This is a genomic window from Serratia grimesii, assembly GCF_900186025.1.
Lineage (GTDB): Bacteria > Pseudomonadota > Gammaproteobacteria > Enterobacterales > Enterobacteriaceae > Serratia > Serratia grimesii.
In genome coordinates this window covers 2,830,553-2,845,102 of record NZ_LT883155.1, presented here as the reverse complement: position 1 = coordinate 2,845,102, position 14,550 = coordinate 2,830,553, and the positions used below count along the sequence as shown (strand labels likewise).

Genomic DNA, 14,550 nt, shown 5'->3' with positions numbered 1-14,550 from the left:
GATAATGCTGAGTATCTTGTTCAAAATATATGATTAACAATTTACGCATCTTTACGGCGGTTTACACCAGCTCAGTTAAAGACGGCGGGGTTATATTGACGCTTGATGACGAAGCAACGACTAACATTACTTAACGGCAGAGCGCACTGCGGCTGGGATTTATGTCAACTGACATGTAGAATGCGGCGTCAGTTTGGTAGGTTGTTGCCTATTTACGTCCATTTTACAGAAGGTAGAAGAAATGAAGTCTGAAAATAACATTAATAACAATGACTTAAAATCATCTCCGATTATCGTAGCACTGGACTACGCAGATATTGATGCTGCGCTGGCATTTGCCGACCGTATTGATCCACGAGACTGCCGGTTAAAAGTTGGCAAAGAAATGTTCACTCTGTTTGGGCCGAGAGTCGTACGCGACTTGCACGACCGTGGATTTGAGGTATTCCTGGATTTGAAATTCCACGATATTCCCAATACCACTGCCCATGCGGTAGCGGCAGCCGCCGAGTTGGGGGTATGGATGGTAAATGTCCATGCCAGCGGCGGTGCACGTATGATGACTGCTGCGAAAGAAGCGTTGCTACCTTATGGTGCCCAGGCTCCGTTGTTGATTGCAGTTACCGTGCTTACCAGTATGGAAGCGGAAGATCTGCAGGCTATCGGTATCGATCTCTCACCAGCCGAGCAGGCGGAACGACTGGCGCGCCTGACCCGTGATTGTGGATTGGATGGCGTAGTGTGTTCAGCACATGAGGCTGAGCGCCTGAAAGCGGCCTGTGGCCAACAGTTCCAATTGGTGACGCCAGGTATCCGCCCGGAGGGCAGTGCTGCGGGCGATCAACGTCGCATCATGACGCCGGTACAGGCACAGGCGGCTGGTGTTGACTACATGGTGATTGGGCGCCCGATCACCCAATCAGCCGATCCTGCCGCCACATTGAGCGCCATTCGCGCTTCACTGGCTTGAGGAACAGATAATGAGTGATGGTAACAGCCGGTTGGTCTATTCCACCGACAGTGGACGTATCAAACAGGAAGAAGTTAAACCGCAGCGCGATAAGGGCGACGGTATCGTGCGTATTCAGCGTCAGACCAGCGGGCGCAAAGGCAAAGGTGTTTGCCTGATCTCGGGTGTGGATTTGGACGATGCAGCCTTGGATAAATTGGCAGCAGAGCTGAAGAAGAAATGCGGTTGCGGTGGGGCAGTCAAGGATGGTGTCATCGAAATCCAAGGCGATAAGCGCGATTTGCTAAAGCAGTTGCTGGAAGCCAAAGGGATGAAGGTCAAGCTGGCAGGCGGTTAATCGCATCTGGCGAACTGCCATGCCGCGATATCACACTGCGGCATGGCTTTAGGGTACTGCTGCCGGGCGCTAACCCGTTGATGGTAAGATGCCATCGACTGAAGGTAAAACAGACCTGAAATAATCTTTATTATGGCTAATACGTCAAAGCAAAAATGCTTTTGCCAGCCTGTCGGCAGAGGTATTTGTATACGGTCAGTCAGTTTATTTGCCTACCTGATGACCAATTATCCCCCCAACGGCGGCCCCGCCGAGCGTACCCAGTGCGCTACCATCGGTCAACACTGCACCACCTACTGCCCCCGCACCGGCACCAATAGCGGTGTTACGGTCACGTTTGGACATGTTGGAACAAGCGCTGAGTGAAAACGCTAGCGTAAGCGCCAACGCGGCGGTGGCGAAACGTTTATTGATAATCATCATAATGACTTCTCCTTAGCATTGGCTATATGGGAGTGCCGTTTAAGTATAGGCATTAACCCCGGATTCGGCCTGCTATTGGCTCCCATAGAGTATCGACATAAAAAATGGCATTTTTTGTTAAAGGCAGAATAATTAAAAGGCCAACTGTGCAACCTCTGCCCATATTCACTATAAGCTTCTGGTAAGCGATAAACAGGTAAATAGTCTTAAAGTACATTCTCTCGCCATGTACCGGCAACTCACCCTTTCTCTCGCAGATCTCAATTTCCAGCAGAAGCCTGCGTGGTCTTTAGCAATTTACGCCATACCCTCTCAAGACCAGCCTGCCGACAATATTCCCAACAGGTTTAACCGGGAAAGACCAATGCTTAACGAACTCAAGCAGCAGGTATTAGAAGCCAACCAGGCACTGCCACGCCATCATCTGGTGACATTTACCTGGGGTAATGTCAGTGCTGTTGATCGTCGGGAGGGGCTGATGGTGATCAAACCCTCTGGCGTGGAATATGCGGCGATGACCCGTGACGACATGGTGGTGGTAGAACTGGAAAGCGGGAAAGTGGTTGAGGGAGATAAAAAACCGTCATCGGATAGCGACACGCACCGCGTGCTTTACCTTGAGTTTGGATCAGCTGGTGGGATTGTGCACACCCATTCGCGTCATGCCACTATTTGGGCACAGGCTGGTTTGGATATTCCTGCTTGGGGCACTACACATGCGGATTATTTTTACGGTGACATTCCCTGTACCCGACAAATGCGGGATACAGAGATCAACGGTCGCTATGAATGGGAGACTGGTAGGGTAATTGTCGAAACTTTTGGCGATCGTCAGTTGGATCCGGCCAATGTCCCGGCGGTATTGGTTCATTCGCATGGCCCTTTTACCTGGGGGAGAGACGCGGAAAATGCGGTGCATAACGCGGTGGTACTCGAAGAGATTGCCTATATGGGGATTTTTTCACGCCAACTGATGCCGGGCCTGACGAACATGCAGCAAACGCTGCTGGACAAGCATTACCTGCGCAAGCACGGTAAAAACGCCTACTACGGCCAGTGATATTGAGGAGGGCACCGAACGGTGGCCCTCACTGTCTGTTTAAACGGCTAATCGTTCACCATTTCCAAGCGTATTCCCTGACGTTTCAACTGATGCTGATACTCCAGGGCCAACCGCGAGTCGGTGATCACTCGATGAACCGTACCCTGCTGTGCCAATGGGTTGGGTTGGATTTGACCAAACTTAGAGGAGTCTGTCAGGACAATATTCTCAACGCCTTTAGCCAACACCGCGTTGACCACATCGGCACGCATCATATCGCGGCCCGTAAATCCGGTCTCTGCGTGGTAACCGTCGATGCCGATAAACGCTTTACTGAAATGAACTTGTTGAATGCATTGGCGGGTCAATGGGCCGACCACAGTTTCGCTCTTTTTCTGATACAAACCACCCAGCACGATCACTTCGCAGTCGGTTTCTTTCAGCAGATTGGCGATATAATGACTGACGGTGATCAGCGTGATGCGTTTACGCTCGGCGATATAGCGAGCCAGCAGCGCGTTGGTACTGCCGCTTTCGATAAAGATGGTTTCATCGTCGTTCACCAGCGAAGCAGCATACTGCGCCAACTTTTGTTTGAGCGTAAAGTTGGACATCATACGTGCGTCGACGTCGTCACTTTCCAATGCCAATGCGGAGCCGTGTACCCGCTTCAAATAGCTGCGCTTTTCCAGCAGATTCAGATCCTGACGAATCGTCACTTCTGATACCTGGGTGGCAGCGGCCAAATCGCTGACGCTGATACGTCGGCGATCGTTAACCAATTGCAATATTGTCTGTTGTCTTGAATTCATATCAACCTGATGTGCGGCCACCAATGTGCAGCCGCTAATATTTATTGTTTAAATAGTATGTTCTGTTCGCGCAATAATATCATCCTGTGCGTCAGGGGATAATGCGGTAAAGAAAGCGGAATATCCAGCAACGCGGACCACTAAATCACGATACTGGTCAGGATGTTGCTTCGCTTCAAGCAAGGTTTCCCGTGACACGATGTTGTACTGAACGTGCCAACCTTGGTACGCCTCAAAGAAGGTGCGCAGCATCAACATCAACTTTTCACGATCGCGTGGATTTTCCAGTGTCGCAGGGTTGAGTTTCTGGTTCAGCAGTACGCCGCCAAGGATAGATGCGGTGGGTAATTTGGACAGCGAATTGAACACGGCGGTAGGGCCCAGATGATCGGTACCCGAAGCCGGACTGGCACCTTCCGCCAGCGGCGTATGTGCTTTGCGTCCGTCCGGTGTTGCCAGGGTCGCTGCGCCAAAAGGCACATTGGCCGATATGGATGAGGTCCCGGCGTAGTAGGTACCGCCAATCGGGCCACGACCAAAACGGGTGTTGTGGTACTGCTTCAATTCGTCAATGTAGGTCTGGTAGGCACGAACCAACAGTTGGTCAACCTCATCCACGTCATTGCCATATTTTGGCGCGGCGTTAAGCAGTCGCTGACGTAGCTGTTCGCCACCAAGTCCCTCAAAGTCATTCTCCAGCGCCGCAGCCAATTGCTGTTGACCTATCACGCCCTGCTCGAACACCAATTTGCGCACCGCGGCCAGACTATTGCCCAGGTTAGCGATACCGACTTGCAAACCTGAAACCCAGTCGTATTTTGCACCGCCTTGCTTAATGCTTTTGCCACGTTCGATACAGTCATCCACCAGTGCCGAACAGAGGATATCGTGCGCGTTTTCTTCCAGTACGCTATCGACCACACATTCAATTTCAATCGACTTACGGGTGTAGTAGCGGATCTGGCTGTCCCAGGCTCCCAGCACCTGGTCGAAATGGCTGAAGTTACCCTGTGACAACGCCAATTCCTGCGGCAGGAAGATCTTGCCGGAGGTGGCGTCACGTCCCTGTTCTAACGCTGCCAGCAACACACGGGCGAAGTTGATAAAACTCATCCCAGTACAGCGGTAACCCCATTTGCCGCCAACGGCGGTTTCGATGCAACCTATCGCCGCGTAGTCATAGGCATCCTGTGGTTCTACACCTAACTTGATAAATTCAGGAATAACAATTTCATCATTGTTGAAAGCCGGCATACCGAAACCGCAACGAATCACTTGCACACAAGCATCGAGAAAATCACTGCTCATTCCCGCGTGGTAACGCACACTGAGGTTAGGCTGAGTAGAACGCAGCCGACCGCAGGATTCCAGGATGGTATAGGACAAAGGATTAACAGCATCACACGGCTCACCGTCGATAAGTTGTTGCCCACCGATGGTGACGTTCTGATACAGCGGGCTGCCTGCCGAGGCTTTGGAGTGCGAGCCAGAACGGATCTTGTTGATCTCCAGCAGTTTCAGCCAGCAGCTGTGCAGCATTTCAATCGCACGCTCGCGTGGCAGAGTTTGCTCCAACTCGACATCGCGGCGATACCAAGGGTACAGATACTGATCGAGACGGCCAAAGGACACCGAATGGCCGTTGGATTCAATTTGTAGTGTTAACTGAATGAAGTAGCACAACTGCAAAGCTTGCCAGAAGGTCTGCGGTGGGCGGTGGGCGATTAACTCGCAATTTGCCGCGATGGTCAGCAGCTCCTCCCTCCGCCAGTGACGGTTTTCTGCCAGTGCCATGCTGCGGGCCAGTTTGGCAAAGCGCAGGATATGGGCGCTCAGTGCCTCCAGGGTCAGGTCGATAGCCTTCAGGAATTGTTGCTGCTGTAACTCTTGCCAGTCGGTGAGATGAAGGCGGCTGCGACGTTCGTCCACCTTGTCGCGTAGCCCGTCGAGGCCTTTCTCTAACAGCAGTGGGAAATTCACCGCCAGATGGGCATCTCCCGAGGTCATATTTCCTTCGGCTTTGATGATCCCCGTGGCCAGCAAGGCTTTTTGTTCATCAGTGAACATACCATAACAGCGGTCCTGTACCGTCTGGCCGCGCCACCATGGGCAAATTTGGTGCAGTATGGCTTTGTTCTCTTCGCTAACGGAAAAACCGGCACCTGGACGATCGGCTAACTGGTCAATCTCGTCTTCGATCCAACTGACGGTATATTCCGGGAAGATCGGCGCAGCGCGTAATTCGCTGGCCTGGTTGCCGACAATCAGCTCATCATTGTCAATGCGCAAGGTGCGTTTGGCCAGATGATTAGCTAATGCCAGAGCCCGACGTACCGGCAAGGGTTTATCCAGGTGCTGTTGATAGGCTTCGGTGTAGTGCTGTGCACGTTCAGTACAAACGGGCGGCTTTACGATATGGATCAGCGCGTTCTTATGGGCCAGGGTGCGTTCGGTCAGGGTGGTCAAGTCCAGCGTGGTCATGATGTTATCCTCGCAAAATAGCGGTCAACCCTTTGGCTTCGGCGTACTGCTCGGCATAGGCCAGCAGTTCGGGCGCATCCAGCGGGGTACGGGCAGCGTGATAGGGTTCGCCGAGCAGGTGGTATTTGTTGATGCCCAGTGTGTGGTACGGCAAAAAATGAATTTCTTTGACGCCGGCTTCATCGGCGGCAAAATCGACAATCTCGCGAATCGAGCGGTAATCGGCGTTAAAGTCCGGGATTAACGGTACACGCACCGTTGTTCGGGTACCGCTGGTGGCGAGTCGGCGGAAATTGTCCATCACCCGTTTGGCGGATCCGCCAGTCCACTGTTTAAAGCGTCGTTCATCAACATGTTTCAAATCCGCAAGCATCAGGTCAAGCCAGGGGAGCGAAGGGGCGATGTGCGACCAGGGTGTGTGTAGACAGGACTCCACGGCGGTATGGATACCGGCTTCGCGTCCGCGGCGCAGTAGTTCAGCCGCTACTGTCGGTTGCATAAAAGGTTCCCCGCCGGACAGCGTAAGGCCACCGCCGGTCCGCAGGTAAAATGGTCGGTCGCGCAACACTTCGGTCATGATATCGTCGATATTTATCGCGCTACCACACAGGCTGAGTGCGCCGGTTGGGCAACGGGCAGCCAATGCGGCATAATCTTTGTGACTGAGCAGCTCGCGTTGAATCACTAAATCATCGTTTACTCGCTGGATTACCTGTGGGTTATCATCGCTGCACAGCATGCACCCGCTAAGGCACAGGCGTGGGTCGAACAATAGGTCTGCCTGTCGTGCACGGCTTTCCGGGTTTTGGCACCAGCGGCAACTCAGCGAACAGCCCTTCAAAAACACCACGCTGCGAATGCCTGGGCCATCGTGGGTGGAATAGCGTTGCAGATTGAATATCACGAGTCACCTGTCATTCGGTTGCTTTTCTTATTTCATTAAAATTGTTTCGAATGAAAGTTAATTTGACTTCGATCAAACATAAACGAATTGTATGTCCTACTATGATGAGAGTTTGAATTCGCCCACAGAAGATTCAGGAGTCCGTAATGGAGCTTTATCTCGATACCGCTGATGTAAATGCAGTAAAACGCCTCGCGCGCATCTTGCCATTGCATGGGGTCACCACCAATCCGAGCATTATCGCTAAAGAAGGGAAACCCATTTGGGAAGTGTTGCCGGCGCTGCGTGATGCACTGGGGGGCACCGGTAAGTTGTTTGCTCAGGTGATGGCCAACGATGCCGAACTTATGGTGGCAGAAGCGGCGTTACTTCATCAGCGAGTGCCAGGGCTGGTGGTGAAGGTACCCGCGACCTCTGAAGGGCTGGCAGCGATTAAAAAACTGACGTCGATGTCGATCCCTACGCTTGGGACAGCGGTTTATGGCGCAGGTCAGGGGCTGTTGGCGGCACTGGCTGGTGCCGAATATGTGGCTCCTTATGTTAACCGTCTGGATGCCCAGGGCGGCGACGGTATCGAGATGGTTCACGAGTTACAACAGTTGTTAACGCTGCATGCGCCAAATGCTCGGGTGCTGGCAGCCAGTTTTAAAACGCCGCGTCAGGCACTGGAGTGCTTGCTGGCGGGCTGTCAGGCCATCACGTTACCGGTTGACGTGGCAGAGCAGTTCCTTGCTGCACCGGCGGTACAGGCAGCAGTAGAGAAATTTGAACAAGACTGGCAGGGTGCGTTTGGAACAAACTTGTTGAACTGAGCTGTGTGAAACAAGCAAAGAAAAGGGCGCCGTAGCGCCCTGATTATCACAATATACTTTCAACCATTCTCACGAAGAACTATCGGTGACTCCTGCGCTGTAGGCTGATTTGCATTCAGTGCACGGCGTATCACAAAGAAGGCGGAGACCAGCATGGTTACCGCCACCAGCATAAAGAAAGCACAGAGCGCGGCGTTAATCTGGTTGCTGAAAACGATGGTTTCCATATCCTTTAATGTCTTGGCCGGTGCAATCAGTGTCCCTTGTTCAATGCCGTTAGAGAATTTCTTCGCCTGCGCCAGGAAGCCGATACTCGGTTTTTCATGGAAGATCTTCTGCCAGCCGGCGGTCATTGAGGTGATAAACAACCAGACGGTGGGCAGGATAGTCACCCAGGCGTAACGCTGTTTTTTCATTTTGAACAGCACCACAGTACCGAGGATCAAGGCCATTGATGCCAGCATCTGGTTGCCGATGCCGAACAAAGGCCACAGCGTGTTGATGCCACCGAGTGGATCGACCACACCCTGATACACAAAGAACCCCCAGCCAGCGACGGCTACCGTGGTGCCGGCAAGGTTGCCGAACCACGAACGGTTGTTGGCCAGCCTTGGGATCGCAACACCCACCAGATCTTGCACCATGAAACGGCAGGCACGGGTACCGGCATCGACGGCGGTCAGAATAAACAGGGCTTCGAACAGAATGGCGAAGTGGTACCAGAACGCCATCATTGCGCGGCTGTTAAACACTTCCGTAATGATGTGTGCCATCCCCACGGCAAAAGTCGGTGCACCCCCGGCGCGAGACAGGATCGAATGCTCCCCGACGTCTTTGGCAATCAGCGTCAGTGTTTCTGGGGTAATCATAAAGCCCCAGCTATTAATTACCTGTGAGGCATTCTCCACTGTGGTGCCGATCAGCGCCGCTGGGGAGTTCATAGCGAAGTAAACGCCCGGGTCGATTACCGAGGCACAGATCAGTGCCATGATAGCCACGAACGATTCCATCAGCATTGCGCCGTAGCCGATAAAGCGAATATGACTTTCACGCTCAACCAGTTTTGGTGTCGTGCCGCTGGACACCAACGCATGGAACCCAGAGATAGAGCCGCAGGCGATGGTGATAAACAGGAATGGGAACAGTGAACCGGCGAACACAGGGCCACTACCGTCGATAAAGCGCGATACTGCAGGCATTTTCATTTCCGGCATGGCAAAGACGATGCCAATCGCCAGCCCGATAATGACGCCAATTTTCATAAAGGTGGACAAGTAATCACGCGGTGCCAACAGCAACCATACCGGCAGTACCGAGGCGACAAAGCCATAGACCACCAGAACCCAGGTCAGTGTAGTGCCGTGCAGCGTGAAGAACGGACCCCAGTAGGGATCTTGTGCCACATTGCCACCGTAAATAATCGCCAGTAGCATCAGGGCAAAGCCCACCACCGAAATTTCGGCGATTTTACCCGGCCGGATAAAACGCATATACACGCCCATAAACAGCGCGATAGGAATGGTGGCGGCGATAGTGAACAGGCCCCATGGGCTGTCGGCCAACGCTTTTACCACCACCAGCGCCAGCGCCGACAGGATAATAATCATTACCCCCAGTGCACCGAGCATGGTGATCACCCCCGCGAAAGCCCCCAATTCCTGTTTGGCCATTTCTCCTAACGAACGGCCATCGCGACGGGTAGAGATAAACAGAACCAGGAAGTCTTGCACGGCACCGGCCAACATTACCCCAACCAGGATCCAGATGGTGCCGGGCAGAAAACCCATTTGCGCTGCCAAAATCGGCCCCACCAAAGGTCCGGCCCCGGCGATAGCAGCAAAATGGTGACCAAATAACACCCACTTGTTGGTGGGCACGTAGTCCAACCCGTCGTTACGACGTTCCGCCGGCGTCATGCGGCGATCGTCGAGCTCAAATACTTTCTTGGCAATGAACAGGCTGTAGAAGCGGTAAGCGATGCTGTAACAGGCAACCGCCGCTACCACGAGCCAAACCGCATTGACATGTTCCCCACGGCTTAGCGCCAGCATGGCGAAGGCAAATGCACCCACCAACGCCACCGCCAGCCAGATGATCCCGGACTTGACGTTTTTCATGTTCAACAACTCCTTGGTGCGCAGAAATAAAAAGACGTGTTCTTATGGAAAATGCGTACAAATTAAAAGTAGGAGTTTTGCGCGTGAAAAGAAGCAGGTCGGATGAGAAATGTGAAGCAGGTTGAGTAATGGCGTAAAAACAATGTGATGAAGTTGTGGCGTGCATTGGCTCTGAAATAAAAAAGGCGACGCCGTAGCATCGCCTGGTAGCTATGCTTGAATTACCCAATAACTGACACCCAGCACGATGCCATTCATGGCAATATGCAGACTGATGGGCATTAACAGGCCGTTTGACCTGGCTCTGGCGGCTATCAGCGTCAATGATATGCAAAACAGAATGAGTAACATGCGCGCATCCGCATATTGTGTATGCAGTATGGCAAAAAGAATCGATGTCACTATCGCTGCCCCGATTTTACCGCCGGCAAACCAGGTTTGAAATGCGCCGTAAAGGCAGCCTCTAAAGACGATTTCTTCATAAATGGGCGCGAGGATAATCAGGGTAAGTTGCACCAGGAAAAACACGTTTCCTTGAAGCGAAACCTGCTCGATGACCCAGCTTTCCGTTTTGGTTATACCAAGTAAAGGTGGGGCGATAAATTGCAATGCTAAAATGATTAACAAGAAACCAAAGAATGTCGTGGGTTTAAAATTACCGGCACCAAAAGAAGGGCGGTTTTTATAAAATTTCAGGTATAGCGGAACGATAACGACAAATTCAATCACCAATAAGATAGGGACCAGCCATCCCTCTGCCTCTAATTTTTCCCTGTTGGGGAAAAGCAGTGGCAGGAATGTCAGCGCCACCATCAGCAAAAACGTGGAAAAGAACCCTTTGGTCTCCTTGTGACGTGCGATTTCCTTATCCCAGTCGGTCATTTTTATAATCCTTATATTTTAAATAATCATTGCTGTTGTCCAGGTGATCTCAGGCACTGTCCGTGCTGGCGGATCTCTTCGATGCCTGTATTCAAATGGTGAAAAAAAACACCGGAGGTTTACCCGCCGGTGTTTGTCTTGTGTGAGGGTCATCTCACGAGGTTATACCGCCGGTCTGGCGATCACGCTGCGGGTTTCCATACGCACTTCGGCGATGGTGACTTGCAGGCTGTCACCTTGTCGATAGACGACTTCACCTTTGATTTGGACCGTGCCGGTTTCCTGGCTGCAGACCATTTCATCACGTACCGCGTGAATAAAGGGTGCTGGGATGAAGGCCACTGCGCCATTGTCCAGCAAGCGCACCCGCAGGCCGCCGCGAGTCACGTCGATGATTTCTGCATTGAAGCGCTCATCGGTGCCGGCTTTGTCTTTCAGGTAACGCGCATACAGCCAGTCACCCACGTCACGTTCCGCCATGCGGTTCAGACGACGACGTTCTGCCAATTGGACTGTCACTTCGTCTTGCGGTTTTTCGGCTGCCTGGCCGGTGATAACCGCTTTGAGCAGACGGTGGTTGACCATGTCGCCGTATTTACGGATCGGAGAAGTCCAGGTCGCGTAGGCTTCCAGTCCCAGGCCGAAATGCGGCCCCGGCGTCGTGCTGATTTCGGCATACGTCTGAGAACGGCGGATACGGCTGTCGAGGAATTGGGTCGGCTGTGCATCCAGGTGACGACGCAGTTCACAGAACCCGTCCAGCGTCAGCAGTTTTTCGGCTTCGGCTTCGACCCCGTTGGCCTGCAGTACGGTAACCGCTTGCTCAACCAGCAGCGGATCGAAACCGGTATGCACGTTGTAAATGCCAAAGCCCAAATGGTCGCGCAGCACGATGGCGGCACAGACGTTGGAAGCGATCATGCACTCTTCAACGATACGGTTGGCGCTACGGCGTTGTTCAGTGATGATCTCCAACACTTCGCCTTTCTCGCCCAACACAAAGCGGTAGTCTGGGCGATCTTTAAACACCAGCGCATGCTGGTGGCGCCATGCGTTACGGGCATCGCACACACGCTTGAGTAGAGTGATTTGTTGTGCAATATCGTCACTCGGTGGCTGCCAACCGGCAATGCCTTCCAGCCAGTCAGAGACTTCGTCATAAACCAGCTTGGCTTTAGATTCGATCTCAGCGGCAAAGAAGCGCATGTCAGCCGCCAATGCGCCGTCGGTACCGATGGTAACGCGGCAAGCCAGCACGTGGCGGCGCTGGTTAGGGCGCAGTGAACACAGGTTGTCTGACAGGTCGCGCGGCAACATAGGGATGTTGAAGCCCGGCAGATAGTTGGTGAAGGCGCGCTTGCGGGCGATTTCATCCAGTTCGCTGCCTTGTTCGACGTACGCCGTCGGATCGGCAATGGCGATGGTCAACTGCAGTGTACCGTCACCGTTGTCCTGCACAAACAACGCATCGTCCATATCTTCGGTGCTGGCGCTGTCAATAGTGACAAAATTCAACGCGGTCAGATCTTCACGTGGCAAAGAGGCATCCGGCTCGCTGATAGCGATCATTTCCGGGGCTTCTTTTTCCAGATTGTGGCGGGCGAGAGTAACCCACCACGGCGCCAGGTGATCTTCGCCATCAGTAATGAAACGGGTCAGATCGGCGTTGAAGCCGCGATCTCCTTTCAGCGGGTGGCGGCACATTTCTGCGACAGCCCAATCGCCAGCCTGGAAGTTGTGGTTCAAACCACGCACTGGGCGACACTGAATTGCGTCTTTCAGCAACGGATGATCAGGCACGATGGACAAACGGTCATCGCGCTTTTGCACACGACCGACAAAGCGCGTCAGGAATGGCTCGATCAGGGTTTCTGGCTCGGCGATTTCGCGTTCTTTTTCGGTATGCAGCGTTGCGGTCACTCGGTCACCGTGCATAACTTTTTTCATGTACGGTGGTGGAATGAAATAGCTTTTTTGACCGTCTACTTCAAGAAAGCCAAAGCCTTTCTCAGTCCCTTTTACTACGCCTTCAACACGCGGGGTCTGAGAGTGAAGTTGCTGTTTAAGCTGCGCCAGCAGCGGGTTATCTTGAAACATATCGTCCAGTGAATGGGTTGTGAGTGGCAAGATTTGCGGCTGACAGTTTTACGCGAATCACCCGCTGCGGGCAAGCCTAACGTCACGGTTTTACCGCGTTAGCGCGTGAATTTAGAGAATATCGGGCGTTCACTCGTCGTGAAGAAAAAACCCGGCTCAGAAGGCCGGGGATAAGTGAGGGGAAATCAGTCCTGCAGCGGCGTTGGTTGCAGTATTTCAATCCAGTAGTCATCAGGGTCTTTGATAAAGGCCACGTAATTCATTCGGCCTTCATGCAGGCGCTTCTGAAAGTTCACACCAAGCTGTTCAAAACGTTCACAGGCGGCGCGTACGTCCGGCACTGTGACACACAGGTGGCCAAAGCCACGCGGCTCGCTGTTGCCGTTGTGGTAGTGGAAATCATCCTGTTGTTCGCTGCCGTGATTATGGGTCAGTTCCAGAATGCCGGGTTGGCCCAGAACCCAGCGTTTGCGCTCGGTGTCATCCTGAGGTATCTGGTCGCGTGGGCTGCGGGTCAGGTAGCAAATGGTAAACGCAGCTTCTTTGAACTCTTCCAGATACACCGGGGTAAAGCCCAGTATGCGAGTATAAAAGTCCAGCGCTTTGGTCAGGTCTTTAACGCGGATCATGGTGTGATTGAACACGTAGCCGTCGGTGACCGTTTCAGGTTGGGCAGTAACGCCTGGCAAAGTCAGTAAATCATTCAGTGGCATAGGGATCCCTCTTAGGTTGTTGGTACGACACTAGGGCATAACAATGCTAATCTAAAGTGATTGTTTTTAACTAAAGCACTAATTAAAAGTGAATGTTTTATGAAACTGAGTCAGCTAAGGTTTTTCTGTGCCGTGGTTGAGTATAAGACCATTGCCGCTGCTGCGCGGGAGCTACATTGCGTGCCTTCCAACGTGACCTTGCGTATCAAAGAACTAGAGGACTCACTCGGCGGTGAGTTGTTTTTCCGCGATAAAAACCGACTCTATGTCACGCCAAAGGGACGGCTGTTTTACCAGCAAGCCGGTGAAATCCTGGCGCTGGCGGACCACAGTCAACAGCTGTTCGCAGGTCGGCAGCAACAGGGCTTGCTGAATTTGGGTGCGCTGGATTTTTCACTGGTCAGCCACCTGCCAGTCCGCATTGCTCAATTGCGCCGAAGCCAGCCGCAGGTGCAGGTCAATGTACTGAGCCGCGATTCACTGGTACTGGAACGGATGCTGATAGACAGTGAGCTCGATCTGGCGGTAACCGATGGGCCGATTGAACATCCTTTGCTGGCCAGCCGAGCGGCGTTTGATGAGCGTTTGGTGTTGCTGATGCCGGCTTCGGTGCCGCAGTTGGACGCGACAACCCTTGCGCAATTAGAGTTTTATACTTTCAGCCGCGAATGTTCTTTTCGTCTGAAGATCGATCACTGGTTAGCTTCACGCCAGTTAAAACCGCGTATGACGCTAGAGATGGAATCGTACACGGCGATGGCGGCCTGCGTGAAAGCCGGCTGTGGCGTGGCCTGTATTCCAGGGTCATTGTTGCCACTGATCCTGCCGGTATCGGAATTGAAAGTGGTGGAAATGGGGGAGGAAGGGATAAGCAATTTATACTTCGTGTGGCGTCGCCATCAACTCTCTGATGAGTTGCAGACGGCGATCGATATATTAGCGCGCCCGGCGTAAACCGGG

13 protein-coding genes are annotated in these 14,550 nt (G+C 52.8%); 5 read left to right on the top strand and 8 right to left on the bottom strand.

The window, feature by feature from the left end; translation table 11 throughout:
- Window positions 1-241 precede the first annotated feature (241 nt).
- Together pyrF and yciH are read left to right on the top strand one after the other, a co-directional pair.
- Complete coding sequence (pyrF, locus tag SGBXF1_RS13370; protein WP_061806381.1) at window positions 242-970, top strand: orotidine-5'-phosphate decarboxylase; 729 nt, start codon at window positions 242-244, stop codon at window positions 968-970.
- 10 nt (window positions 971-980) lie between these two features.
- On the top strand, window positions 981-1,307 hold the full coding sequence (yciH, locus tag SGBXF1_RS13365; protein ID WP_130380941.1) for a stress response translation initiation inhibitor YciH: 327 nt from the start codon (window positions 981-983) through the stop codon (window positions 1,305-1,307).
- A 204-nt stretch (window positions 1,308-1,511) separates the two neighbouring features.
- Here yciH and osmB read toward each other — a convergent pair whose 3' ends face one another.
- A complete protein-coding gene (gene osmB / locus SGBXF1_RS13360) occupies window positions 1,512-1,730 on the bottom strand; it encodes an osmotically-inducible lipoprotein OsmB (protein WP_004945176.1) in 219 nt (72 codons plus the stop codon).
- A 364-nt stretch (window positions 1,731-2,094) separates the two neighbouring features.
- Between osmB and araD the strand changes: the two genes are divergently transcribed.
- The gene (gene araD, locus SGBXF1_RS13355; protein WP_186426981.1) at window positions 2,095-2,790 is read left to right on the top strand and encodes an L-ribulose-5-phosphate 4-epimerase; all 696 of its coding nucleotides are present in this window, start codon (window positions 2,095-2,097) and stop codon (window positions 2,788-2,790) included.
- A 47-nt stretch (window positions 2,791-2,837) separates the two neighbouring features.
- Here araD and SGBXF1_RS13350 read toward each other — a convergent pair whose 3' ends face one another.
- Genes SGBXF1_RS13350 through SGBXF1_RS13340 form a run of 3 tightly spaced genes read right to left on the bottom strand, consistent with a single transcriptional unit; the run spans window position 2,838 to window position 6,969 of the window.
- Window positions 2,838-3,584, bottom strand: coding sequence for a DeoR/GlpR family DNA-binding transcription regulator (locus SGBXF1_RS13350; RefSeq protein WP_037416012.1), 747 nt, complete (start codon window positions 3,582-3,584; stop codon window positions 2,838-2,840).
- Window positions 3,585-3,632: 48 nt separating this feature from the next.
- Window positions 3,633-6,065 carry a formate C-acetyltransferase/glycerol dehydratase family glycyl radical enzyme gene (locus SGBXF1_RS13345; protein WP_186426980.1) on the bottom strand — a complete coding sequence of 811 codons (2,433 nt, stop codon included), beginning with the start codon at window positions 6,063-6,065 and terminating at the stop codon, window positions 3,633-3,635.
- A 4-nt stretch (window positions 6,066-6,069) separates the two neighbouring features.
- Complete coding sequence (locus SGBXF1_RS13340) at window positions 6,070-6,969, bottom strand: glycyl-radical enzyme activating protein (protein ID WP_186426979.1); 900 nt, start codon at window positions 6,967-6,969, stop codon at window positions 6,070-6,072.
- Window positions 6,970-7,115: 146 nt separating this feature from the next.
- Here SGBXF1_RS13340 and fsa point away from each other — a divergent pair, with 146 nt between their 5' ends.
- Window positions 7,116-7,781, top strand: coding sequence for a fructose-6-phosphate aldolase (fsa, locus tag SGBXF1_RS13335; RefSeq protein WP_037415767.1), 666 nt, complete (start codon window positions 7,116-7,118; stop codon window positions 7,779-7,781).
- 59 nt (window positions 7,782-7,840) lie between these two features.
- Here the strand turns inward: fsa and SGBXF1_RS13330 are convergent, their stop codons facing one another.
- From SGBXF1_RS13330 to gloA, 4 genes are all read right to left on the bottom strand, one after another.
- Entirely contained in the window at window positions 7,841-9,898 is a 2,058-nt protein-coding gene (locus SGBXF1_RS13330) for a carbon starvation CstA family protein (RefSeq protein ID WP_037415765.1), read from the bottom strand.
- Window positions 9,899-10,108: 210 nt separating this feature from the next.
- Window positions 10,109-10,780 (bottom strand): CPBP family intramembrane glutamic endopeptidase, encoded by a 672-nt coding sequence (locus SGBXF1_RS13325; RefSeq protein ID WP_186426978.1) that lies wholly within the window; start codon window positions 10,778-10,780, stop codon window positions 10,109-10,111.
- Window positions 10,781-10,942: 162 nt separating this feature from the next.
- A complete protein-coding gene (locus SGBXF1_RS13320) occupies window positions 10,943-12,877 on the bottom strand; it encodes an exoribonuclease II (RefSeq protein ID WP_061806375.1) in 1,935 nt (644 codons plus the stop codon).
- 185 nt (window positions 12,878-13,062) lie between these two features.
- On the bottom strand, window positions 13,063-13,590 hold the full coding sequence (gene gloA / locus SGBXF1_RS13315; protein ID WP_186426977.1) for a lactoylglutathione lyase: 528 nt from the start codon (window positions 13,588-13,590) through the stop codon (window positions 13,063-13,065).
- A gap of 99 nt (window positions 13,591-13,689) precedes the next feature.
- On the opposite strand from gloA, the gene SGBXF1_RS13310 reads away from it, so the two are divergent.
- The gene (locus SGBXF1_RS13310; protein ID WP_186426976.1) at window positions 13,690-14,544 is read left to right on the top strand and encodes a LysR family transcriptional regulator; all 855 of its coding nucleotides are present in this window, start codon (window positions 13,690-13,692) and stop codon (window positions 14,542-14,544) included.
- Window positions 14,545-14,550: the final 6 nt, after the last annotated feature.

Excerpts from the sequence above, each read along its gene's own strand:
- pyrF (WP_061806381.1), top strand. The coding sequence starts at position 242 with ATGAAGTCTGAAAATAACATTAATAACAATGACTTAAAATCATCTCCG.
- yciH (WP_130380941.1), top strand. The coding sequence starts at position 981 with ATGAGTGATGGTAACAGCCGGTTGGTCTATTCCACCGACAGTGGACGT.
- osmB (WP_004945176.1), bottom strand. The coding sequence starts at position 1,730 with ATGATGATTATCAATAAACGTTTCGCCACCGCCGCGTTGGCGCTTACG.
- araD (WP_186426981.1), top strand. The coding sequence starts at position 2,095 with ATGCTTAACGAACTCAAGCAGCAGGTATTAGAAGCCAACCAGGCACTG.
- SGBXF1_RS13350 (WP_037416012.1), bottom strand. The coding sequence starts at position 3,584 with ATGAATTCAAGACAACAGACAATATTGCAATTGGTTAACGATCGCCGA.
- SGBXF1_RS13345 (WP_186426980.1), bottom strand. The coding sequence starts at position 6,065 with ATGACCACGCTGGACTTGACCACCCTGACCGAACGCACCCTGGCCCAT.
- fsa (WP_037415767.1), top strand. The coding sequence starts at position 7,116 with ATGGAGCTTTATCTCGATACCGCTGATGTAAATGCAGTAAAACGCCTC.
- SGBXF1_RS13330 (WP_037415765.1), bottom strand. The coding sequence starts at position 9,898 with ATGAAAAACGTCAAGTCCGGGATCATCTGGCTGGCGGTGGCGTTGGTG.
- SGBXF1_RS13325 (WP_186426978.1), bottom strand. The coding sequence starts at position 10,780 with ATGACCGACTGGGATAAGGAAATCGCACGTCACAAGGAGACCAAAGGG.
- SGBXF1_RS13320 (WP_061806375.1), bottom strand. The coding sequence starts at position 12,877 with ATGTTTCAAGATAACCCGCTGCTGGCGCAGCTTAAACAGCAACTTCAC.
- gloA (WP_186426977.1), bottom strand. The coding sequence starts at position 13,590 with ATGCCACTGAATGATTTACTGACTTTGCCAGGCGTTACTGCCCAACCT.
- SGBXF1_RS13310 (WP_186426976.1), top strand. The coding sequence starts at position 13,690 with ATGAAACTGAGTCAGCTAAGGTTTTTCTGTGCCGTGGTTGAGTATAAG.